The sequence below is a fragment of the Paenibacillus assamensis DSM 18201 genome (assembly GCF_000422445.1).
In the GTDB taxonomy this organism is placed as follows: domain Bacteria; phylum Bacillota; class Bacilli; order Paenibacillales; family Paenibacillaceae; genus Paenibacillus_B; species Paenibacillus_B assamensis.
Genome location: NZ_KE383838.1, coordinates 17,818 through 41,081, shown reverse-complemented (window position 1 = coordinate 41,081; position 23,264 = coordinate 17,818). Strand labels below are relative to the sequence as shown.

General features: G+C 43.6%; 28 protein-coding genes. 24 read left to right on the top strand and 4 right to left on the bottom strand.

Annotated features, from left to right (window positions below):
- The first annotated feature begins 39 nt into the window (after positions 1–39).
- From H580_RS0118565 to H580_RS0118545, 5 genes are all read left to right on the top strand, one after another.
- Positions 40–756, top strand: coding sequence for a cytochrome c biogenesis CcdA family protein (locus tag H580_RS0118565; RefSeq protein ID WP_036605515.1), 717 nt, complete (start codon positions 40–42; stop codon positions 754–756).
- A 223-nt stretch (positions 757–979) separates the two neighbouring features.
- Positions 980–1,405, top strand: coding sequence for a transcriptional regulator MntR (mntR, locus tag H580_RS0118560; protein ID WP_028596119.1), 426 nt, complete (start codon positions 980–982; stop codon positions 1,403–1,405).
- 87 nt (positions 1,406–1,492) lie between these two features.
- Entirely contained in the window at positions 1,493–3,094 is a 1,602-nt protein-coding gene (locus tag H580_RS0118555) for a family 10 glycosylhydrolase (RefSeq protein ID WP_028596118.1), read from the top strand.
- A gap of 354 nt (positions 3,095–3,448) precedes the next feature.
- Positions 3,449–4,414 (top strand): patatin-like phospholipase family protein, encoded by a 966-nt coding sequence (locus tag H580_RS0118550; protein ID WP_028596117.1) that lies wholly within the window; start codon positions 3,449–3,451, stop codon positions 4,412–4,414.
- Positions 4,415–4,638: 224 nt separating this feature from the next.
- Positions 4,639–5,259: a GNAT family N-acetyltransferase gene (locus tag H580_RS0118545; protein WP_245583598.1), complete on the top strand. Its 621-nt coding sequence runs from the start codon at positions 4,639–4,641 to the stop codon at positions 5,257–5,259.
- Between the two features lie 134 nt (positions 5,260–5,393).
- Here H580_RS0118545 and H580_RS0118540 read toward each other — a convergent pair whose 3' ends face one another.
- The 3 genes from H580_RS0118540 to H580_RS0118530 all read right to left on the bottom strand — a co-directional run bounded on the left by H580_RS0118540 (position 5,394) and on the right by H580_RS0118530 (position 7,224).
- Positions 5,394–5,738, bottom strand: a complete 345-nt coding sequence (locus H580_RS0118540; protein ID WP_028596115.1) for an MmcQ/YjbR family DNA-binding protein — start codon at positions 5,736–5,738, stop codon at positions 5,394–5,396.
- Between the two features lie 143 nt (positions 5,739–5,881).
- On the bottom strand, positions 5,882–6,244 hold the full coding sequence (locus H580_RS0118535) for a prepilin peptidase (protein WP_028596114.1): 363 nt from the start codon (positions 6,242–6,244) through the stop codon (positions 5,882–5,884).
- Positions 6,245–6,270: 26 nt separating this feature from the next.
- Positions 6,271–7,224, bottom strand: coding sequence for a DUF1385 domain-containing protein (locus H580_RS0118530; RefSeq protein WP_028596113.1), 954 nt, complete (start codon positions 7,222–7,224; stop codon positions 6,271–6,273).
- A 223-nt stretch (positions 7,225–7,447) separates the two neighbouring features.
- Here H580_RS0118530 and H580_RS24725 point away from each other — a divergent pair, with 223 nt between their 5' ends.
- The 5 genes from H580_RS24725 to H580_RS0118505 all read left to right on the top strand — a co-directional run bounded on the left by H580_RS24725 (position 7,448) and on the right by H580_RS0118505 (position 11,747).
- Positions 7,448–8,017, top strand: coding sequence for a YqhR family membrane protein (locus tag H580_RS24725; RefSeq protein ID WP_051217557.1), 570 nt, complete (start codon positions 7,448–7,450; stop codon positions 8,015–8,017).
- A 137-nt stretch (positions 8,018–8,154) separates the two neighbouring features.
- Positions 8,155–8,604: a type II 3-dehydroquinate dehydratase gene (gene aroQ, locus H580_RS0118520; protein ID WP_028596112.1), complete on the top strand. Its 450-nt coding sequence runs from the start codon at positions 8,155–8,157 to the stop codon at positions 8,602–8,604.
- A 35-nt stretch (positions 8,605–8,639) separates the two neighbouring features.
- Complete coding sequence (locus H580_RS0118515; RefSeq protein WP_028596111.1) at positions 8,640–9,710, top strand: M24 family metallopeptidase; 1,071 nt, start codon at positions 8,640–8,642, stop codon at positions 9,708–9,710.
- Between the two features lie 42 nt (positions 9,711–9,752).
- On the top strand, positions 9,753–10,310 hold the full coding sequence (efp, locus tag H580_RS0118510) for an elongation factor P (protein ID WP_028596110.1): 558 nt from the start codon (positions 9,753–9,755) through the stop codon (positions 10,308–10,310).
- Positions 10,311–10,493: 183 nt separating this feature from the next.
- Positions 10,494–11,747: an aspartate kinase gene (locus H580_RS0118505; RefSeq protein ID WP_028596109.1), complete on the top strand. Its 1,254-nt coding sequence runs from the start codon at positions 10,494–10,496 to the stop codon at positions 11,745–11,747.
- 162 nt (positions 11,748–11,909) lie between these two features.
- On the opposite strand, the gene H580_RS0118500 is transcribed toward H580_RS0118505, so the two are convergent.
- On the bottom strand, positions 11,910–12,641 hold the full coding sequence (locus tag H580_RS0118500; RefSeq protein ID WP_028596108.1) for a 2-phosphosulfolactate phosphatase: 732 nt from the start codon (positions 12,639–12,641) through the stop codon (positions 11,910–11,912).
- Positions 12,642–13,209: 568 nt separating this feature from the next.
- Between H580_RS0118500 and spoIIIAA the strand changes: the two genes are divergently transcribed.
- The 14 genes from spoIIIAA to nusB all read left to right on the top strand — a co-directional run bounded on the left by spoIIIAA (position 13,210) and on the right by nusB (position 23,134).
- Positions 13,210–14,226 (top strand): stage III sporulation protein AA, encoded by a 1,017-nt coding sequence (gene spoIIIAA, locus H580_RS0118495; protein ID WP_036605514.1) that lies wholly within the window; start codon positions 13,210–13,212, stop codon positions 14,224–14,226.
- A 1-nt stretch (position 14,227) separates the two neighbouring features.
- Positions 14,228–14,743 (top strand): stage III sporulation protein SpoIIIAB, encoded by a 516-nt coding sequence (gene spoIIIAB / locus H580_RS0118490; protein ID WP_245583597.1) that lies wholly within the window; start codon positions 14,228–14,230, stop codon positions 14,741–14,743.
- An 11-nt stretch (positions 14,744–14,754) separates the two neighbouring features.
- The gene (gene spoIIIAC / locus H580_RS0118485; RefSeq protein WP_005546700.1) at positions 14,755–14,958 is read left to right on the top strand and encodes a stage III sporulation protein AC; all 204 of its coding nucleotides are present in this window, start codon (positions 14,755–14,757) and stop codon (positions 14,956–14,958) included.
- A gap of 9 nt (positions 14,959–14,967) precedes the next feature.
- Positions 14,968–15,357, top strand: a complete 390-nt coding sequence (gene spoIIIAD, locus H580_RS0118480; protein ID WP_028596105.1) for a stage III sporulation protein AD — start codon at positions 14,968–14,970, stop codon at positions 15,355–15,357.
- A 14-nt stretch (positions 15,358–15,371) separates the two neighbouring features.
- Positions 15,372–16,664, top strand: a complete 1,293-nt coding sequence (gene spoIIIAE / locus H580_RS0118475) for a stage III sporulation protein AE (RefSeq protein WP_245583596.1) — start codon at positions 15,372–15,374, stop codon at positions 16,662–16,664.
- A 27-nt stretch (positions 16,665–16,691) separates the two neighbouring features.
- Positions 16,692–17,474 (top strand): stage III sporulation protein AF, encoded by a 783-nt coding sequence (gene spoIIIAF / locus H580_RS25595; protein WP_051217556.1) that lies wholly within the window; start codon positions 16,692–16,694, stop codon positions 17,472–17,474.
- Between the two features lie 128 nt (positions 17,475–17,602).
- On the top strand, positions 17,603–18,277 hold the full coding sequence (gene spoIIIAG / locus H580_RS0118465) for a stage III sporulation protein AG (protein WP_028596103.1): 675 nt from the start codon (positions 17,603–17,605) through the stop codon (positions 18,275–18,277).
- Positions 18,278–18,327: 50 nt separating this feature from the next.
- Entirely contained in the window at positions 18,328–19,080 is a 753-nt protein-coding gene (locus tag H580_RS0118460) for a SpoIIIAH-like family protein (protein WP_028596102.1), read from the top strand.
- A 159-nt stretch (positions 19,081–19,239) separates the two neighbouring features.
- Positions 19,240–19,734 (top strand): acetyl-CoA carboxylase biotin carboxyl carrier protein, encoded by a 495-nt coding sequence (gene accB / locus H580_RS0118455; RefSeq protein WP_028596101.1) that lies wholly within the window; start codon positions 19,240–19,242, stop codon positions 19,732–19,734.
- A 48-nt stretch (positions 19,735–19,782) separates the two neighbouring features.
- Entirely contained in the window at positions 19,783–21,126 is a 1,344-nt protein-coding gene (accC, locus tag H580_RS0118450; protein WP_028596100.1) for an acetyl-CoA carboxylase biotin carboxylase subunit, read from the top strand.
- Between the two features lie 115 nt (positions 21,127–21,241).
- Positions 21,242–21,649: an Asp23/Gls24 family envelope stress response protein gene (locus H580_RS0118445; RefSeq protein WP_028596099.1), complete on the top strand. Its 408-nt coding sequence runs from the start codon at positions 21,242–21,244 to the stop codon at positions 21,647–21,649.
- 69 nt (positions 21,650–21,718) lie between these two features.
- Positions 21,719–22,270, top strand: coding sequence for an alkaline shock response membrane anchor protein AmaP (gene amaP, locus H580_RS0118440; RefSeq protein WP_028596098.1), 552 nt, complete (start codon positions 21,719–21,721; stop codon positions 22,268–22,270).
- A gap of 15 nt (positions 22,271–22,285) precedes the next feature.
- Positions 22,286–22,516, top strand: coding sequence for a DUF2273 domain-containing protein (locus H580_RS0118435; RefSeq protein WP_028596097.1), 231 nt, complete (start codon positions 22,286–22,288; stop codon positions 22,514–22,516).
- Between the two features lie 153 nt (positions 22,517–22,669).
- Positions 22,670–23,134 (top strand): transcription antitermination factor NusB, encoded by a 465-nt coding sequence (gene nusB, locus H580_RS0118430; RefSeq protein ID WP_028596096.1) that lies wholly within the window; start codon positions 22,670–22,672, stop codon positions 23,132–23,134.
- Positions 23,135–23,264 lie beyond the last annotated feature (130 nt).

The window sequence follows — 23,264 nt, the reverse complement described above, 5'->3', positions numbered from 1 at the left end:
TAGTAGTTCACATCATGTTTGAATTGTGGAGGCATATGCATGACGATTTCCATTGGCATTGCATTTTTAGCGGGGATAGCTTCGTTCTTTTCTCCATGCTGTTTGCCACTCTATCCATCGTACTTATCTCTCATTACAGGCATGTCCGTACAGCAATTGAAAGAGGAGCAATCGAAGCGGGAAGTACGTAAGAAAATATTGCTTCATACCTTATTCTTTATCCTAGGCTTTAGCGTTGTATTCTACACGTTAGGATTGGTAGCGGGCGTATTCGGTTCGATGCTTGTCCAATATCGTGAGTTGGTGCGTCAAGTCGCAGCGATTTTCATTATCGTCATGGGTTTAATGTTATTGGGGATTTTTCAACCCCAGCTATTAATGAGAGAACGTAAATGGAACGTTGCTGGCAAGCGTGGCAGTTACGGCGGCTCATTCTTATTCGGTATCGGCTTTTCGGCAGGATGGTCACCGTGCGTTGGACCTATACTTGGAGCTATACTTGGTTTGGCGGCACAAGATCCAGGCTCTTGGTTCTGGTTGTCCACCGTTTATGCCATTGGATTTGCACTGCCGTTCTTCGTACTTGGATTTTTCATTGGTTCAACACGTTGGCTTGTGAAATATTCAGGTGTACTTATGAAGGTCGGCGGCGTGCTAATGATTGTGATGGGGATATTGTTGTTTACAGATCAGATGGCGAGAATGAACGCTTGGCTGCAAGGGGTAACACCCGACTGGCTGTACAATTTAATGTAATGTAAATATCGGTAGCTGCAAGCTCGTTTTTATAGCATGCAGCTACTGCTATTTTGCTGGAATAGCCGATTATTTTTACATAGACTTGTACGTCATGATGATTAAAAGGTAAATGCTAGCAGTGGTTGGTAGATCAACTAAGGTTGAACTTACAGGGCAAACCATGTAAACTAGAAGAGCCTTTGTGGCAGAGATGATGTTGAAGTGGAAAAGAGGGAAAATGATGCCAACACCCAGTATGGAAGATTATTTGGAGCGCATCTACAAATTAATCGATGAAAAAGGATATGCTCGTGTCTCGGATATTGCGGAAGGTCTAGAAGTACATCCTTCATCAGTAACGAAGATGATTCAAAAGCTGGATAAGGATCAGTACTTAATATATGAAAAGTACCGTGGCTTGGTACTTACTAGTAAGGGGAAGAAAATTGGCAAACGGTTGGTGGATAGACATCAGCTGTTGGAGGATTTTCTTACTACGATAGGTGTACAAGAAGACCTTATTTATCAAGATGTAGAAGGCATCGAACATCATCTAAGTTGGAACTCCATTACTTGTATCGAAGCGTTAGTTGCATACTTCAATCAGGACCCTACTCGTGTAGCGGATTTGCGCCGAATACAGAGTGAATTAGATAATGATTCTTAAAGCATCTGTTTCTACCGAAACAGATGCTTTATTTTTGGCGTCTAAGTATATATAAGTTTGTATTTTATGAAATGGGAGAGTACAAATATGAATATCAAAAAACGTATAGTGGTTATTGCTTGTACTGCAGCTTTGCTGAGTACAGCGATTATGCCTATGCAAGCTTTTGCTCAGAAATCCAATGAAATTAAGATTTTGCTAAATGATCAACGTCTAAAAAGTGATGTTCCTCCTTATATTATTCCTTCCAAAAACGTGACGATGATGCCATTTCGCTCGATTGGGGAAGGGATAGGAGCTACAGTAGATTGGAATCCTGCTAGCAAGGAAGTTATGTTTGAGAAGAATGGCCGTACCATTGTATTAAAGGAAGGCAGTGACTCTGCAATGGTAGATGGACAGCAGAAGTCGTTGGATGTTAGTGCTCAAATGAAGGCAGGACGAGTAATGGTTCCGCTGCGATTTGTGAGTGAAAATTTAGGAGTTGCCGTACAATGGGATGCTAAGTCACGCACTGTCGTAATGACGATGGAGGATGGCGAGGTCATTGAGATTCCAGCATTGCGCGGTACATGGATCTCGACGGTATACAATATTGACTGGCCGAGTGACCCTCGTAAATCTTTCAATGCAGAGAAGCAGAAGCAGGAATTTACCGCAATGTTAGATAAACTAAAGCAAACAGGTTTAAATACCGTATTTGTTCAGGTCCGTCCAACAGCAGATGCATTCTATCCTTCAACAATGCTTCCTTGGTCAGAGTGGCTGACAGGCAAGCAGGGGAAAGATCCAGGTTATGATCCGCTTGCCTTTATGATAGAAGAGACACATAAGCGAGGCATGCAATTTCACGCATGGTTCAATCCCTATCGAATCAGTGTGCAAGGCGATGTAAACAAATTAGTCCAAACTCACCCTGCGCGCAAAAATCCTAATTGGGTAGTGAAGCATTCGGAGAAGCTAATGTTTGATCCGGGAGTTCCAGCAGCTAGAGAATTTATTCTTGATTCGATCATGGAAGTCGTAGAAAATTATAATATTGACGGTGTTCATTTAGATGATTATTTCTATCCTTATGGTCAGGAACGTGAGCCATTCAAAGATGATGCGTCATATCGTACATACAACAAAGTATTCAACAATAAGAACGACTGGAGACGCAACAATGTCAACTTGTTCGTGCAACAATTATCTGAACGGATTGAAACAACCAAACCGAATGTTTCGTTTGGAATCAGCCCATTTGGAGTATGGCGCAATAAAAGTGTAGACCCAACAGGCTCGGCAACGAAGGCAGGGGTTACTAGCTATGATTCCTTGCATGCAGATGTCCGCAAATGGATTCAAAGCAGTTGGATCGACTATGTAGCACCGCAAGTTTATTGGCATATAGGGCATAATGCGGCTTCATACGATACAGTGACTGACTGGTGGATAAAAGAGACGGAAGGAACGGATGTTGACTTGTACATTGGTCATGCAGCCTATAAATTAGCAGACCCAAAAGAAAAGCAACATTGGACAAGTGCGGAAATATTACTAGAACAGCTTCGTTATAATGAAACATATAAAGAGGATATTGAAGGTAGTATTTTCTTTAGCGCAAATGATATTATGAAAAATACAAAGCAAGTGGCAGATCAATTAAGCTCCTATTACGCTGAGCAAGATGCAGAGAAAAAGCAATAATTCATTCATCTGATTACGAATATTTTAAGATAATACTGGCTTTCGCATATATAATTTCTAGTTTCTAAATGCAATTAACAACATGTCAGTCGAAACTTCTTATATATTTTTTATGGGGAACTGATTTATAGGTGGGTGGATGGGGAGATTCACTCACCACGTATAACTATAAATATAGTTTTGCTAATAATAGCTATTAATTAATAAAATATCCAACTAATATGAAGGAAGGGACCATTAGGTTCTTTCCTTTTTCTATTGTTCATAAATGCTCAATTCCACTCATACACATCCACTAAACAACTACGATGTCTGCATAGATGGGGTATGCAGCGTGAGGAGGCTCTTACGCAAATGTATATCAACGGTGTGTTTGAAGGTGGGGGCGTAAGGGGAATATCATTGGTTGGAGCTGTTAAAGCGGCTGAATTAAATGGAATAAAGTTTCGTAAAGTGGCAGGGACCTCTTCAGGGTCAATTGTTGCTTCTTTAATCGCGGCTGGCTATAGTGCGGATGAGATGAAGCGTCTGATTATTGACATGCCTTTTTCTTCTTTTCTAAAAAGGGCACCTATTTTTAATGTGAAATGGATTGGACCAGCACTGCGGTTGTTAGTGAAAAAAGGGCTGTATTCAGGCGAAGCACTTGAACGCTGGATGTGTTCTTTACTTGAAGCTAAAGGTGTGCGGACATTTGGGGATTTGGAAGACAATCAGCTGCGCATTATCGCTTCTGATATTACGAACGGAAGATTAATGGTGCTGCCAGATGATATGGCTCAATACGGGGTGGACCCTAAACGTTTTTCCGTAAGTAAGGCAGTACGTATGAGCACGAGTATTCCTTATTTCTTTGATCCTGTTATATTACGGCAGAGCTTGTCGGCTGACCGGAAGAAATCATTCAAGCAGCAGTTCACGTATGTGGTGGATGGTGGGATGCTTAGCAATTTTCCATTGTGGCTGTTTGATGATGATTGCCATCCTGAGACAAGACGGCTTATTCCTACGGTTGGTTTTCAAATGGTGGGGAAAACAACGAATCAGCCGCACCAAATCAATGGGGTCGTATCGATGCTGCAAGCCATTGTTGATACGATGATTTCTGCGCATGATGAGCGATACATCGAACTGCATAACCGTTTCCGTACCGTAAAAATTCCAACCCTTGGTGTAGGGATAACGGAGTTTGACATTACGCTGGAGAAGAGTCTAGCTTTGTTTGAATCGGGCTTGCTAAGTGGCAATGAATTTTTCCACGATTGGGACGACAAGCAATATGAGCAAAAGCTGCTTCATACAAAACAACTACGAAAATAAAAGTAGCGCTACACGGATGTAAACGTGGTATTCATGAATGTTGAATTGGTATCGATTACTTTGAGATGAGGTTTTGATAACGTATACATTTGACGTAGAAGCCTGCACAGAGTAACCTAATCCATAGACTCCTTTTCTGAGCGCTAATTATGTCTATTTGATAGGACCAGAAGAGGGGATTCTTTTGGATCCGGGGTGGAACTATTTCCAGCAACAGTTTAGTATTGTTACAACGTAGAGAAATACCGCAAGCAGCTAACGTATTTGCCGAACAGTTCATGGAAGATCCGCTATATAGGTTTATATTGCCTGATCAACGTACAAGACTGAACGTGCTGCGTATCTTTTTTCGAAATTATTTGGACATGTTATATCCTTATTCCAATTTATATGCAAGTTCCACTCAGCTAGAAGGAGTAATGCTTGTATTTTATTCTGAGAAGTTTGGCAGCTCGAAGATCGCTCAATTGAATTATTGGAGAAAAATTGCATTCGCAATTCTGAAGTCGCTGCCAGCCTGTAAATATATCGGGATAAAAGGATTGTTTAGAGGTGTTTCCATACTAAGAAGTATGAGCTCAGCATGGCTCAGTATGTTGGAAGATCGACCATATGCGCATATGGATATGCTGGTTGTACAGAAACAGTACCGAGGTACTGGGCTCGTTACAAAGATGATAATGCCGCTGATTGATGAATGTTCCTCTAATAATGTAGCGTGTACGCTAGAAACGCAAAATCCGAACAATGTGCCGTTATACGGACGATATGGATTCGAATTGGTAGATACGATCAAAATGCCTGACAGCGAATTGGAGCAGTACTGCATGGTCTATAATCGTTAATGGGAACAGTATTCTCTAACTAAGGAAAAAGGATAAGAGTCGGGAAGAAATGCAGCATGCGTACATGTCGCTGGTTTCTCTCCGACTCTTCTTTTACCAAGAAAGCCAAGGCAGAAGTAAGTTCTATCGTTAACTTAAGTTCCAATGTTGCTCCGTTCGGTCTTCGTCATCCCAAGTATGACTAGATCATAAGAATGATCAATCATGGCTTCTATTTCTTCATCTGTCAAATTTCCGTCCAACGATACCGTGTTCCAATGTTTCTTATTAAGGTGATAGCCTGGTTTAATTTCGGGGTATTGCTCCCTTAATGAATCTGCTCGGAAAGGTTCGCATTTTAAGCTAACAGTTGGGGCGTCTCCTGATGAGAAGAGTGCATACATTTTGCTGCCTACCTTCATGACATCGACTTCCGGCCCAAACGGATTGGTTAGGCTCGTCCCTCTTTTGGTCATACAGTATTCCAGCCATTTGTTCATAAGTAGCCGTATCCTCCTTGTCATCTTATGTACCCAGTTCATTGAAACAACAAAGCCCTTCCAACTACCTTCTTAGGAAGTGAAAGGGCTGTTAGCACTCATGTCGATAACATGATGCAGGAGATGGTTATGTTATGGAGCTCTTATTGAGATTCACTTGTTGAGGATTTTTCAATGGAACGACTTGAATCGTCTTTTCCTTTGTTTCCATCAATGACAGTTAAGCTAGCAGAAGAGCGTCGAGTCTTGATCGGCTTATGGTTTCTGACGTTCTTGGTATGCTTCGTATTTCGCATCGCTTTCATCTTTGCTTCCGTCGCAGCAGATTTTTTCACACGTGGGTGTGAATTGGTGCGCTTTGGACCTAAACGATAAAAGATGAAAATGATAGCTGCTAATACGAGCGGGATCGAATAAGCGATGGGATTGGATGAAAATCCGATTACAAATCCTAGAGCTGCACATCCAAGTACGACGTAGACGAGCCAATTTGGCACTCGATTCATCTCGCTAACCCCTTTCCATTACATAGTTAAGCGCTTGTACGAGCACTTCTTTCTTCACCAATGGTACGGTCTAATTCAAGCATGCGCTCAAAGGAGGCAATAGATACTTCAACTTGATCATCAGTAGGTTCTTTCGTTGTAAGAAGTTGCAGCCACAAGCCTGGATATCCTAAAAAGCGGAGTACAGGAACGTCGCGCAATGCATTTGTGAAACGCAAAATTTCATACGAAACACCGATTACAACGGGAAGCAATAGCAATCGACCAATAATTCGATCAATCATTGTATCGTAAGGCACGAAGCTATAAATAAAGATACCGACGATAATCGTCAAAATCATAAAGCTGCTGCCGCAACGATAATGCAAGCGAGTGAACTGTTGTACGTTGCTGACGGTAAGCTCTTTGCCTGCTTCATAGGCACTTATCACTTTATGCTCTGCACCATGATATTGGAACAGACGTTTAATAAGCTTCGTTTGGGATATAAACCACAAGTAGATAAGAAGCATAAATAGTTTGATAATACCTTCAATAATCGTATGAAGCACTCGATTATCGAATGCTTTGCCGAAGAGGAATTCTTCGATAACAACAGGAACTGCCGTAAAAATAACTTTGCTGAAGACAAAAGACAAAATGCCTACAACGGCAACACTAAGAATCATTCCAATATCCCAAAGCTTGCTAGATTTTTGATCTGGGTCTGGTGGGCCTTCTTCATCCTCAGCATACTTCTCAGTTGCAAAATTTAAATGCTGAGCTCCGCGGGCACTGGCTTCTATAATACCTACTAAGCCGCGAATAAAGGGGATTTTCTTTAGAGCTGTTACCCATTTCTTATCCTCACGCGGAACTTCATAAAAAGACAGCTCCTTATTCTTTCGGCGAACAGCTGTTACATTTACATGCTTGCCTGCAAACATAACGCCCTCAATAACCGCTTGTCCGCCGTAAATGGATTTCGGTTGTTCTGACAAACCTTTCACACCTTCCCACCATATTAGTAATAAAATGTAAATTTCAACTGCTGGTAGAATCCTTTTTATATATTGTATAGGATTTGCCGTTCTTTTTCCAGAAGAGAACCTATTCAGCAAACCAATCCGTTGTGAGCTTCGTTAATCTGTCTTGCTTCCGCGCATACTACTAACAAGTTTCAAGTTGGGAGCAATTACACATGATGGATAAGGAGCAGGTAAAGTGACACAACATCAATCAAGAAACAAACAGAATCAACAGAATCAACAGAATGACCAACCTAAGACCAACCCTTGGTGGTTTGCGCTGCAACTGGGATTTTATGCGGGGTTAATATGGGGAGGGATGCGAATTATTTCTTACGAATTGCATTTTACCGTTAATGTGCCGGGCTTTTTGTTGGAGCCGTTTTTGCTAAATAGCTTTTTGCAAAGTCAACAGGGGCGATTTGCAGGCTGGGGAGCATTTATATTGTTCTCCGTTCTATGCAGTCTGCTTTATACATTTACAATGAGGAAACGAAAAGGTCCTTGGCCAGGTATATTGTATGGGATTTTGTGGTGGGTGATATTATTTGTAGCCGTAGGACCGGCACTAGGATTAGTGCTTCCTGTAACTCAAACTTCGTATAATTCGATTACGACAGAATTATGTATATTTTTATTATGGGGGTTATTCATTGGCTATACTGCGGCAACCGAATTCAATGATGAGCGATTGAGAGAGCCGGAAAACGAAGAAGAAAGCGCTTCGGATGATGCTGCTCATGCCGCGGCAAATGCCTCTTCGTGAACGGTTAATGCTAGTTGCGCTACGATGATGCTTCTCAAGTGCTTGTTCCTATGATAAAATACGTGAGTATTGGTCTGATAAGTATCTTCTATATAGCGCTCGGTAACTCGAATGCTTATTAAGACAGGTGGGATACAATGGCACGTTACTTGGTATTGAACGGACCGAACTTAAATATGCTTGGTATACGTGAACCTGGTGTTTACGGTGCAACAACGCTTCAAGATATTGAGGATCGCTTACAGCAATTGGCTGCACAGCTGCAAGTAGAGCTGGAATTTATGCAGACCAACCATGAAGGGGTGTTAATCGATCGCATTCATGCTGCCTACGGGCAATGTGACGGGATAGTAATTAACCCTGGAGCTTGGACGCATTACAGCTACGCCATCCGTGATGCGTTAAGTGCGGTAGCAATCCCTGTTATCGAAGTTCATTTATCCAACATACATAAGCGCGAGGCGTTTCGTCATGTTTCGGTTATTGCTCCAATTGCGGCAGGTCAAATATGCGGCTTGGGTGCTTATAGCTATGAGCTGGGCTTACAGGCTTTGCACCATATCGTGTGCAATCAATCGCAGGAATAAGCAGCACGAACATTAGCGGACAGGAGAGGATTCAGATGAGCAATGCTCGCGTGGAACGTCTTCGTAAGGAGTTGGAACAACGAGGGCTCGAAGGCATATGGATCGCAAGTGAGTATAATAGACGGCATATGACAGGATTTACGGGATCAGCGGGATATGTATTCATTACTGCAGATCGTGCTGTGTTACTGACAGATTTCCGTTATATGACACAAGCTCCTGAACAAGCGATCGGATTCGAAGTTTTGGAGCATGCTCCAAAAGTTACGGATACTTTGGCATCGCTGCTAAAAGAAGCGGGCATTAGCCGAATTGCATTTGAGCAGGATCATATGAGCTACGGCGTGTACGCTAAATATGCGGAAGCATTGGATGGAATTGAGCTTGTACCTGTTAGCGGATTGGTTGAGCAGCTTCGTATGGTGAAGGACGAGAATGAGTTGGCTATTATGCGTGAAGCTGCTGATCTAGCAGACCGTACATTTAGTCATATCCTAACTTACATCAAACCTGGTATCTCAGAGATGGATGTTGCATTGGAGATGGAGTACTTCATGCGTAAGCATGGGGCGACATCAAGCTCCTTTGATACAATCGTTGCTTCTGGCGAACGTTCAGCATTGCCTCACGGCGTAGCAAGCGATCGGATTATTGGTACAAACGAATTCGTCAAGCTGGACTTTGGTGCTTACTACAAAGGTTATTGTTCCGATATAACTCGGACCATTGTAGTAGGGGAACCGACAGATCGCCATCGTGAAATTTACAACATTGTGCTTGAGGCACAGCTTCATGCTCTAGAGCATATTCGTCCTGGTATGACAGGACGAGAAGCAGATGCGCTTGCACGCGACATCATTGTCAAACATGGATATGGTCCGCAATTTGGCCATAGTCTAGGTCATGGCTTGGGGATGGAAGTACATGAGTACCCACGCTTGGCTATGAGTGATAATACGGTGTTAACTCCCGGAATGACCGTAACTGTTGAGCCTGGTATTTACATACCTGGATTTGGCGGTGTTCGCATTGAAGATGACATTGTCATCACGGAGAACGGGATTGAAATAATAACACATTCAACGAAACAATTGCTCGTCATCTAGAACGAATTCGGACGAGCTCGAACGACCTTAGGAGGGAATATCGTGATTTCAGTTAACGATTTTAAGACAGGACTTACTGTACTAGTAGAAGGGGATATCTTCACAGTACTTGATTTCCAACACGTTAAACCAGGTAAAGGTGCAGCATTCGTGCGCTCCAAGCTTCGCAACTTGCGTAACGGAAACACAGTAGAAAGAACATTCCGTGCGGGTGAAACAATTGGCCGTGCACAGATCGATAATCAACAAGTTCAATACCTTTACAACAGCGGTGACGAGTATACGTTCATGGATAACGAAACGTATGACCAGTTCAACTTGACTCACCAACAATTGGAGTGGGAATTGAACTTCCTTAAAGACAACATGGTAGTTAATATTTCTAGCTACCAAGGTGAGATTCTTGGAATCACTATGCCGAACAGCGTTGAGTTGAAGGTAGTTGAAACAGAGCCAGGAATTAAAGGTAACACGGCAACTGGCGCTACGAAGAACGCGAAGCTTGAGACTGGCTTGAACGTTCAAGTTCCACTCTTCATCAATGAAGAAGATGTATTGCTTATTGATACACGCGAAGGTAAGTACATTTCCCGCGCGTAATAATCAATCGTCATCATAATGTATAAGTGAGAAAGCTCTGCATCCTATTTAGGTATGCAGAGCTTTTTTAGTACAAATTTTCTTATACTTAATTCGTATAATTTTCCACCACAACATCTGGAAACGTGCTATAATACACAATTAAATGAAAAGATACATTCCGAGGATTAGGAGTTGAGCGGTGTGGCTTTGTTCGTCATGAAGTTTGGTGGAAGTTCAGTTGGTGATGTCGAGCGGATGCAGAGAGTCGCCAAACGAATTGTTGAGAAGAAACTAGATGGCCACCAATGTGTGGTCGTTGTATCTGCAATGGGCGATACGACGGATGACTTGATTGATAAGGCTAAACTGCTGAACAGCTCGCCGCCTGCACGAGAAATGGACATGTTATTGACTACAGGTGAGCAAATTAGTGTATCCCTGTTGGCTATGGCGGTTCATCAACTTGGGCATGAGGCTGTTTCGTATACAGGCTGGCAGGCTGGATTCCTAACGGATCAAACCCATAGTAAAGCACGTATCGTGGATATTGATCCGGCACGGGTGAAAAAGTCGCTTGATAACGGTCAAATTGTTATCGTGGCTGGTTTCCAAGGTGCTTCAGATACTGGGGAGATTACAACATTAGGCCGCGGAGGATCCGATACAACTGCTGTAGCCTTGGCCGCAGCTATTGAGGCTGATGTTTGTGAAATTTACACCGATGTAGATGGCATTTATTCTACAGACCCTCGGATTGTACGCTGTGCTCGCAAACTTAATGAAATTTCGTATGATGAGATGCTTGAGCTCGCTCACTTAGGTGCTGCTGTACTGCATCCACGTGCTGTCGAATATGCGAAGCATAACAAGGTATGTCTAGTTGTTCGATCAAGCTTTAATCATAATGAAGGTACAACGGTGAAGGAGGAAGCGGTTATGGAGCAGGGAGTTGTCGTCAGCGGCATTGCTTATGATAAAAATGTGGCAAAAATCAGTATTATGGGAGTACCTGATGAGCCGGGAGTGCTGGCTACCGTATTTGGTAAATTGGCTGATGCTAGTATCGATGTTGATATTATCGTACAAAGCGGTGTGCAGGATGGAACAGCTGATTTCAGTTTCACAACTGCTCTAGATGATAGAGAGAGAGCACTCCAAGTAATCGAAAGCTTCCGTCAACAAGTACCATATCATAACGTATCCTCTGAGGTTGATCTTATTAAAATTTCTATCGTTGGCGCTGGTATGGTCAGTCATCCTGGTGTAGCAGCAAAAATGTTTGATGTCATTTCTAAACTCGGCATTAGTATTAAAATGGTGAGCACTTCAGAAATTAAAGTTTCTTGCGTAATTTCTAAACATCAGCTAACTGATGTTGTTGGTGCTCTTCATACAGCTTATGGCTTGGATACGGTAGAAAATGTATTTGTGGGTGGTCCACAAGATCGTCGTTAATAAGTCCCAATGCAGTCCCATCTCAAGATTAACACCAGATGGAGTACTCATCCGTAAGCTACATGAATAATGGAATGTAATTAAACAACCTCCGATGCCCATTGTATCAAATGGACTCGGAGGTTTTTGGTTTCTATTCGGCTTCTATCGTTCGTATCCGGATTAAGAGGATTGACGGTGCGGAATTAACAGATGTTCATGTAGAGTTGGCACGAGGTGAACTTGATTCGTAAGAGAGCAGTATTCAACATCGTCACCAAATCCTAGCTTGAGCAGGCGCTTGCCACTGGAACTTTGTCGAACTGCGTCATGAATATGTCCCTTATGCTGTTTGTAGGCACTAAGAGCGAGCATACCAAGATCGTTCGTAATGATCATTCCAGCCTGATGATCAGCTATCATCTCATGTAATATCATCCCTGCGCAAAGGGCGTCTTCAAATGCAAATGCATCCTGTGTTCCAGTGCAGAGTAAGGCAACGTTCCTTCGTAAGCTTAGTGCGAGCTGGGCGCACGCGGATGCATTTAGAAATGCTCCGGCAAGAACATGTTCCGCACGAACTGCCTTCTGAATCGCACGTGTCCCGTTAGACGTAGTAAGGACGATGCGTTTATTTAGACACAAGCTAGACGTATATTCGTGTGGAGAGTTGCCTAGATCGAAACCAGCTATTTTTTTGCAAAACCGCTCTCCTCCCAGCACATCGCCTTCCGCGTACTGCTGCCTCGCTTGACCAACCGTTTCTACAGGTAAGACCGATGCGGCGCCATTAGCTAATGCTGTAATAATCGTGCTGGTCGCTCGCAGCACGTCAATTACAATAACCGTGTGTTGATTCAAGTCTACTGCTCGCGCTTCACCGATACTAGCAATGACATCAACTTGTAACTGCATATGCTTCCTCCTTTCCTTGCTGTATGGGTGAAGGTGCTTGTACGTATTCAGCTGTAGGAACATATATCAACGATGTTGGCGATCCGAGTACGCCTGTTTTTCATTAATGTTATACATATAACTTGCATGTAGCATGCTCTCCCCACTCTATTTTTCTAGATGAAATATGAACCTGCGTCCGTACCTCCAGCGCTAGAACAGTCTCAAAGCCTGTTTCTGAAATCATATGACATAAATAAAGATCCATGACTGTTGATAGGAGCGAGTTGCTGCTCCACTCTTAATGATGGATAGCACCCGCGCATCTACTGCCTCCGAATACATGTTCAATATATGCGTTGTTCCAATGACAGGTGCCTATATGCCGGGACAGATGACCAGTGAGCATCAAGGACAAGTGATTTATTTCGTGGGTCAAAATAAATTCCTTCTAGGTGTAAGTGGATGAGACAAGTCATAATTAGCAACTACGATCATACATATGGGAGTAAGCGGCCAAGCCTGCAGAACAGATCGAAATGCATGATCGAATTATGCAAATTCGCCTATTTCAAGAAGGGAGGACCATATGGCAGTGACAACTGCGTCAGGATGGATTCATGTCTTGCCGCCTGCTCTTCGTTCCATTCTCACCAACATTCCTGGTCAAGTACTGAATGAACTGGAAGAAGTAAGGATTCGAGAGGGTCGTCCGTTGGAAATTGGCTTTATGGGTGAGTATTATTTCGTTACGGCAGAAGGCGTACTGACAAGTCAGTTCCATGAGGCATATATCCCTGTTCGCGAAGACGGTCACCAGTTGTTAGATGTATTGACCAATCACTCGCTATATACGATGGAAGAACAGCTCAGACGTGGCTATGTAACAATTGCAGGAGGACACCGAATAGGACTAGCTGGAAGAACGGTACTAACCAATGGCAAAGTTAGTCATCTGCGTGATATTGCAGGCTTTAACATTCGAATCGCGCGTGAAAAACAAGGGATATCGGCTAGTTTAATGCCACTTTTACTAGACTTTAGACAGCAGTCAATTCACCACACGCTCATCGTATCTCCACCTCAGCACGGTAAGACTACAATGCTTCGTGATATGGCGAGATCCATATCCGATGGAAGGTGGAACCATCCAGATGTGAATTGGCGAGGCTTGAAGGTAGGTATTGTGGATGAACGCTCGGAAATTGCAGGTTGTGTACGCGGTGTCCCATGTTTCGATGTAGGAGCTAGAACGGATGTATTGGATGGTTGTCCGAAAGCGGAAGGAATGATGATGCTCATCCGCTCGATGTCGCCAGATGTGCTAGTCGTTGATGAGTTTGGCCGTGAAGAAGATGTATCTGCGATGAATGAAGCGATACATGCTGGTGTTCGTGTCGTTGCATCGGCACATGGTGCAGATGTGAAGGAAATCGCACGCAGGCCTGGCATAGGGCCACTTGTTGAAAATGGTGTTTTTTCTCGTGTCGTTGTGCTGAAACGAGTAAGGAAGCAATGGACTCATCGTGTATATGACGAGAAGCAGCGAGCTCTTCAAATAGCTGCATCCAGCCGTCTTGGAAGGGAGGGAGAAGCTCATTATTAAGTTGCTTGGAGCTGCTATTGTTATTGCTGCAGCGGGTGCAATAGGTTGGATACAAGCGTCTCACTATGCGGCCCGCCCTCGCCAGCTCAGACAGTTGCTTATTGCGCTTCAACGGTTAGAGACATCTGTCATGTATGGACATACCCCACTTGATGAAGCATGTGAACAACTAAGTGCGCAGGTGCCACCTCCTCTGAACAAATTGTTCGCACAAGCAGCGGCAGGGATGCGGGCAAGAGATGGCCATATTCAGACGGCTAAGGCGGCTTGGCATGCAGCCCTTCAATCAGAAGCGCCTCACAGTGCCTTGAAGTCACAAGATGTGCGTATTTTGTATGATCTAGGAATGAGCTTGGGAATTAGTGATCGAGAAGATCAGCGCAATCATATTCGCCATGCCATGAAGCGATTAGAGCAAGAAGAAGCCAATGCAAGCGATGAAGCGGGGCGGTATGTAAGAATGTATCGAAGTATTGGTGTGTTAAGTGGTATTTTAGCTGTCATTTTAATGTATTGAGGTGCCTGATTATGAATGTGGATGTGAGCGCGATATTTCAGATCGCCGGAATCGGCATCATCATTGCTATGATCCATACGGTCCTGAAGCAGATGGGCAAGGAGGATATGGCACATTGGGTCACAGTTATCGGATTTGTCGTCGTTCTATTTATGGTCGTTCGATTGCTGGATCATTTATTTCAAGAAATCAAAACTATTTTTTTATTTCAGTAGGTGATGTTGATGGAGATTGTGCAGATTGTCGGCCTTGGCCTTATTGCGGCCATACTCGTACTAGTCGTTAAAGAACAGAAGCCGATGTTTGCCTTTCTCATATCGGCTTTCGCTGGCATTGTCATCTTTTTGTTCTTGATCGGCAAGATTGAGACCGTTATTGAAGTGCTAGATTCTTTGGCAGAGCGTTCAGGCATTGAGCCTGTTTACGTGAAAACGATCTTGAAAATAATCGGTATTGCATATATTGCTGAGTTTGGTGCGCAGGTAGTAAGGGATGCTGGTCAGGACGGGATCGCAACAAAGATAGAGTTGGCAGGCAAAGTATTGATTATTGTCATGGCCATTCCCATTATTAGCGTCATCATTGAAACCGTTATGAAGCTGCTGCCAGCTTGATGGAGGGAGAGGCTGTGAACGAGCTGTACGACCGCACGACGAGTTATAACAAACGCATTTCTTTATTTGTATTCGTGGTCATCCTATCACTGCTCGCTTGTGTGTCTGGCGCTTATGCCTCTTCGGACTCTATATCACCGGAGGCAGTACGTTCTACCACGGTACAAGCGGCTGTCGATGGGACAAGCTCAACTACTACGCCGGCAGCTGCCCCGACAGATAGTTGGATTAAAGAGCAGACGAAACAGCTGCCAACAAGTGAAGTTGAAGGGTATTGGCAAGAATTGTTGACCAAATACGGCGGTTTCTTCCCCCGAGACTCACTACCGAACTTTGCCGATCTTCTGCTCCCAGGCGGGGAAAAGTTGACGTTAAGCAATACGTTTAAGGCGCTCGGCAAGTTTCTTATGCAAGAAGTGATTACAAATGGGAAATTAATCGTCACCATCGTTATTCTTGCCGTTTTTAGTATGGTGCTTGAAACGCTGCAAACAGCTTTTGAGCGAAATACAGTCAGCAAAATTGCCTATTCCATTTCCTATATGGTCATCATCATTTTGGCTATTAACAGCTTTAATGTGGCCATCGGCTATGCGAAAGATGCAATATCAGGCATGATTCACTTCATGATGGCTATGGTCCCAGTGTTATTTACACTACTTGCATCTCTAGGCAATGTTGTAACGGTATCCGTCCTGCATCCGCTCATCGTATTTATGATTCATTTGGTAGGTACGATTATTTACACAGTCGTCTTCCCGATGTTATTTTTCTCAGCAGTACTGCATATTGTTAGCTCTCTTACGGACAAATATAAAGTGACACAACTCGCTAACCTTCTTAGAAACATTAGTGTAGGATTGCTTGGTATTTTACTCACCGTATTTCTCGGTGTTATTTCTGTGCAAGGAGTGACCAGTTCGGTAACAGACGGTGTGGCCATTCGTACAGCCAAATACATTACAGGAAATTTTGTGCCTGTTGTGGGCAGAGTGTTCTCAGATGCGACAGATACTGTAATTACGGCTTCTTTGCTCGTGAAAAATGCGGTGGGTCTCACTGGGGTCATTATTTTGTTGTTCCTATGTGCATTCCCTGCATTAAAAATTTTAACGTTGGCGCTCATTTATAACGTATCAGCTGCTATTATGCAGCCACTAGGTAATAGTCCAGTTGTCGGCTGCTTGCAAACGGTTGGAAAGAGTATGATTTATGTCTTTGCTGCACTTGCAGCAGTGGGACTTATGTTCTTTTTATCCATTACGATATTGCTGACTGCAGGTAATGTAACGGTGATGATGCGATGACAGCAAGTTCAAGGAGGAGGGGTGAGTATGAGCTGGCTCAGTGAATGGTTGAAAGAGATCATTATGCTTATTTTACTGGCGGCTTTTGTCGATTTGCTGCTGCCAAGCGCAAAAATGCAGCGATATGTAAAGCTCATGCTCAGCCTGATCATTTTACTGGCTTTGCTCTCACCGATTATGAAGCTGTTTGATAACGATCTAGCGGAGCAAGTGGCGCTTGAATGGGAGCAGTCCAATCCGACAACAAGTGCATTTGCTTCTTTGACTAGTATTCAACGAGATGCTGCACGGCTGCAGCACCAGAGACAAATGAAGGTGAGCGAACTTGCCGAATCTCAGCTAGAGTCTCAGATGACGAAGCAGTTGAATGAATTAGCAGAGGGATCGAATGCCGAACGGCTGGAAGAAACAGAAACGTTGCAAGCTGCTGAAACTGCCTCGAAAGTGAGGCCCACTAGCGATTATGGAGTACAAGCAGAGCAAGTAAATGTGAAGTTAGGGGTGTCTGCTAATGAGCCTGAACCTTCGATACAATCGATAACGGTTTCTATGACATATAGCAGGCATGCAGTTTCCGCTACTTCAAAACATAATGAGCAAACAGAAGGAGTCATGTCCGTCGAACAGGTTAAAGCCGTAAACGTGCAAACTGAATCTATCGAAGAACGCCCATCATCTGCTCAAAGTGGTCTACGCACTTCGGTAGAACAGCATGTGGTGAAGATGTGGGAGAAGAAAATTACGGATATGCTTACTTCGCAATGGCTTGTTAAACCAGAAGAAATCCATATCGATTGGAAAAAAATATAAAAATAATGCGTGTTAACGTGCTAAGAAGTCGTAATTGCTAGTCATATTTTTAGACAAGCTGCGTATAGGTGAAATAAGGACAAGATGGAGCACGACAATTATCAGTTTAAGGAGGGTGGGTAGCGCTCATGGCGAAATGGCTGCAAAAAATTGAATCTATCCTTGGAAGCGGATCTAACGGACCGAAACGAGTGAAAGCATTTCGTTGGCTACTCCTATTAGGTCTCGTCGGTGCGGCGCTCATCTTAGTTAGCTCGTTTTCAAGTGGACCTAGAAATGGCAATTGGCTGATGGGAAGCTCAGGCAGAGAACCTCCTGCTGTGACAGGTGTAATGAGTGAACAGGAGCTAAATGACAGCGGAGCTTCTGTTGCAACGCCTGATCCTAATAATCCATTTGCAACGATTGAGCAATCCTTTGAAATTCGTATGAAGTCAGTCCTTGAAGAGATTGTCGGTGTTGACCAGGTACAGGTGATGGTTACAGTTGATTCGACCGAAGAGCTAGTTATTCAGCGGAATATGAAGGACAGTCAGCAAGTTACGGAAGAAACGGATGCGAATGGAGGCAAACGTCACATCACGCAAACATCTCGCGATGGTGAAATTGTGATGACGGAGACCTCAGAGCATCAGTCGCCTATCGTAACAAAACGAGTGAAGCCTAAAGTTAGAGGTGTTATCGTCGTTGCCAAAGGCGCTGAGAATGCCGTTGTGAATCAAATGATCGTAGATGCGGTGGAAAAAGGATTGAATGTGCCTTCCCACCGGATATCGGTGGTGCCACGAAAAATAGCAGAGTAAAGTGAGAACACCGAGAACTGAGATGTCAATTATAAGGAGGGTTTATCTTAATGAATACGAAACGACAAACAATTTGGTTAGTATCCATGTTGAGCCTTATGGTCGTCCTGTCCGCGTATTATTTGTTTACCGAAGAGCCTGCCAAGCCTGATCCAGCAGCAGGCGTAGCCGCAGTTAATCAAGCAGCCGGAGAAGCAGGGGCTGCGCTTGAACAATTGCCAAAGGTTGAAGTAACTCAGGTAGGTGGTACAGAAGCAGAAGCGCAGCCGAATGCAGAAGGAAAAGTGGAGGGTGCAACCACATCTCCTGAAACAAAGGAACCAGTCGATGCTCCAACGACGAAGCCAGACAACCAAACACCTTCGAACGAGTCAGCAGCTAAAGATAGCAAGCAAACACTCACAGATGGTGAGAAGGCGATACTGGATCAGGTTGCTGCGCAAGGAGTTATGTCCCGCAGCACCATTGAACAAAAGGCAATGGAACGCTCGGATCAGTATCAGCAGCAGCTTGAAAACATTTTAACAAAATTAAACGGCTCTAAGGTAAGCTCAGAAGAGATGACAAAGTTGTATGATGATATGAATCGCTTGGAAGACAAGGAGCAAAAAATTACCGCTTTAGAGGCGGAGTTGCAAAAAGATTATCCTAATGTTGTCATTAGCGAGGAAAACAATAACGTTAAAGTCATCGTACAAGCTGAGAAGATGGAAGCTAGACAAGCGGTTGATATTATTGACAAAATTATTAATGAGCTTCAAGTGACACAAGACAAAGTAAGTGTACAATACGTTACAGAATAATGTCCGTAATCATCAATTAGAAAACAATGGTCAGCCCGGTTCCCGAAACTGGGCTCTTTCTATTTGGTTCGATTGTGTTATAATACATACGTCCATATTGATTGTCCATCAATTAGCGGTAATCCCTTAATGATACAACAGTCACGAGGAGTGAATGAATTGTTCAAAATAAGCGAGATTAAAGAACTCATTAAACTTGTGGATCAGACTTCTGTTCACGAGCTAGAAATTGAAAATGAAGGCTGTCGCATCGCGATTCGTAAGCCTGGCAAATCTGAGGTAGTTACGATTCAATCAGCTCCTGCAGCCCATACATATACGCCTGTACCTGTGCAGGCGCCAGTAGCTGCGGTAGAACAAGCTGTTCCAGCCAAGCAAGAGGCAGCACCAACTGCTGTTGATCACACAGCAGGCCTTCATAAGATTGTGTCGCCGATGGTGGGTACGTTCTATTCTGCACCGTCACCTGATGCTGATGCATTCGTTTCTGTAGGTTCCAAAGTGAGCGAAAAGACGGTCGTGTGCATTCTAGAAGCGATGAAGCTGATGAATGAGCTGGAAGCGGAAGTGAAAGGACAAATTGTAGAAGTTCTTGTAGAGAACGGTCAATTAGTCGAATTCGGACAGCCGCTATTCTTGGTTAAAGCGGAATAACGTTAGCTTATAATGCCCTAATGGCAGCCAAGTCAAGGAGGTTGAACGATGACATTTCACAAAGTGCTCGTCGCGAATCGTGGAGAAATTGCAGTCCGGATTATTCGTGCGTGCCGAGAGCTAGGAATTGCCAGCGTAGCGGTATATTCTGAAGCAGACCGAGATTCATTGCACGTTCGTTTGGCGGACGAGGCATATTGTATTGGTCCTACTGCGTCAAAGGATAGTTATTTGAACTTTACCAATTTGATGAGTGTTGCAACGCTGACTGAATGCGATGCTGTTCATCCGGGATATGGATTTTTAGCCGAGAACGCAGACTTTGCTGAGATTTGTGATTCTTGCGGGATTACGTTTATTGGCCCTTCTCCAAATGCGATTGAACGCATGGGGGATAAGGCTGTTGCTAAGCAGACAATGAAAGATGCCAATGTTCCAGTCATTCCAGGTTCAGATGGCTTAGTTGAAAATATGGACGATGCGATTATGATTGCCCGAGATATCGGCTATCCAGTTATTATTAAAGCTACAGCTGGTGGTGGAGGTAAAGGTATTCGCATTGCTGAAGATGAGGACTCACTAGTTAAGCAGATCACGACTGCTCAGCAGGAAGCAGAGAAAGCTTTCGGTAATGCAGGCGTCTATTTAGAAAAGTTCCTAACAGGCATGAAGCACGTTGAGATTCAAATTGTTGCTGACAAGCATGGGAACGTTGTTCACCTTGGTGAGCGAGATTGTTCGGTTCAGCGACGTCGTCAAAAGCTTGTTGAAGAGGCGCCTTGTCCAATCCTGACGCCAGAAATTCGCGAGCGTATGGGGGGGGCTGCAGTTCGTGCAGCTCAAGCTGTAAACTATTCAGGAGCAGGAACACTTGAGTTCTTGCTTGCACCTGATGGACAATTTTATTTCATGGAAATGAATACACGTATTCAAGTGGAACACCCTGTAACGGAAATGATTACTGGACTTGATATTATCAAGGAAATGATTATGGTTGCTCAAGGTGAGCAGCTTTCCGTAAAACAAGAAGATGTCCGTATTAACGGCTGGGCGATTGAGTGCCGTATTAATGCAGAAGATCCATCGCGCAACTTTATGCCTTCTGCAGGCAAGATTAATTTCTACTTGCCACCTGGTGGCTTCGGTGTCCGTGTTGACAGCGCTGCTTATCCGGGATATGTAATATCACCGCATTATGATTCGATGATTGCGAAGCTGATCGTATGGGGACCAACAAGAGAAGAAGCAATCGAGCGAATGAAGCGTGCATTATCGGAATTTTCCATTGAAGGTATTCACACTACGATTCCGTTTCATAGTCGTCTCTTGCAGCACCCAACGTTTTTACGTGGTGATTTTGACATTAAGTTCTTAGAAGAGAATGAGGTATAATCGTTTATTTCATCGATTGTTTGTCATAAAAATGGACAAATGATATAGTTATGAGTAATAAGCGGACAGGGTAACGATTAACCTTGTGGGATGAAAATGTGAGGAGTGGTGATTGATGAGTCAAGCAGTTTCTGAGTTTGAACGCACAGATTTGGGGAATATTCAAATTGCACCTGAAGTTATTGAAGTTATCGCAGGTCTTGCGACCATTGAAATAGAAGGTGTAGCAGGCATGAGCGGCGGATTCGCAGGTGGGATTGCTGAGCTTCTAGGCCGTAAAAACCTTTCTAAAGGTGTGAAGGTTGAGGTTGGCCAACGTGAAGCAGCAGTGGATGTTTCCATTATCGTAGAATATGGTCACCGTATCCCTGAAGTTTCTTCGAGTATTCAAGCCAATGTAAAGAGATCTATTGAAATGATGACAGGTCTTCATGTTGTTGAAGTAAACGTGCATGTACATGATGTACACTTCAAATCTCAAGAGAAGCAAGAAGAGATTGAAGCTCAGTCACGCGTTAAATAATGCTGCATGAGAGAACCCCCTCCTGATGGCAGGGGGTTTACCTGCAATTCAACAAGGAGGCAGGACAACATGGGACGTATAGTAGACAGATTGCTATTGTTTGTATACAGTTTGACGATTGGTACGTTGTCAGCAGCTGCAATCGTCGGTGCTAGTGGGCTTTTGACGGATACATCCGAATTTTATTTCAATTTGTCTGAACCAGCTTGGTTGCGAATGGCCATTATAATTGTTGCAGCAGTTGTGTTCCTAATTAGCTTGCGGATGTTTGTTTTGTCCATTAAGCGTGACAGCACGGCGATGACTTCCATCGATCAGCGTACTGAATTTGGTGATATCAAAATTTCACTTGAAACAATTGAAAATGTATCTTTGAAGGCTGCTGCTCGCGTACGTGGCACTAAGGATCTGAAAGCTCGTATTCGTGCAATTGACTCTGGATTGGATATTACGATACGTGCTGTTGTAGATGGGGAAACTTCAATTCCAGAAATGACAGCCGAGGTTCAGCGTAATGTGAAAGAGTATGTTCAAACCATTACAGGTATTCCTGTATCACTCGTATCTGTTTACGTGGCCAATATCGTTCAAACCCAGACTTTCAAAGCACGCGTTGAATAGGTGGTGAGCTTTCCAATGTGGGAACAGTTATGGGAGAGTCACAGTGGACGCATCATTGGTATTGTGGCGGGAATTGGACTTGGAATAGTCTACTTGCTATCAGGATTTTGGGATATGCTGTTTGTAGCACTGCTCGTATTTACTTGTTACACCATAGGTAAAAATAAAGATTTGAATGAAGGTCCGATAATACCTTGGCAGCGTATTGCCGTATGGCTGTCTGACCGTTGGAGATGGTTGAAGTAGTCCTATGGACGCTCCGAACGACTGCGGAACTGTCGGTCAACCCGATGGGACGATCGGAGCGCGCATAGGATTTTTTGTGGCGTGTGCCATAATACTTTAATCTCGATCTCAATCCCAATACAATTGCAAGCAACATATGCAGGAGGAACTATCATGAAAAGACGTATTGCCAGAGAATTGGCTATTCAAAGTTTATATCAATTGGAAATGACCGGCGTTACAGCAAAAGAAGCGGTAGAGATGGTTATTGACGAAGCTCAAACCGAAGATAATGAAATGGGTGTTGAGACGAAGCATGTCGGCAAGTTGAAAAATGAAGTATTGGGTTGGGTTACAAGCACGTGGGAACAACGTGAAGAGCTTGATAAAGAACTAGCACGCTATTTGAAGGGTTGGCAAGTTGATCGTCTATCTCGAGTAGACCGTCAAGTGCTTCGTTTTGCATGCTATGAGCTGCTGCATAGAGAAGATGTACCACCTAAAGTTGCTGTCAATGAAGCTGTTCTATTGGCAAAATACTTTGGTACTGACGAATCCGGTAAATTCGTAAATGGTGTACTTGGCCAAATGCTGCGCCAACGCGAAGGTACAGAAGCGCAAAATTCAGAACAGAAGTAATCGACACAAGTGTTGCCTACCGTAATTTTGGACAAATTGCGATAGGCATATTCGTTTTTTCTATGTATTACTGTATTGCTTATATTGCTATATCTACGTATAGCTCTATATACATTTTATATGATAAATA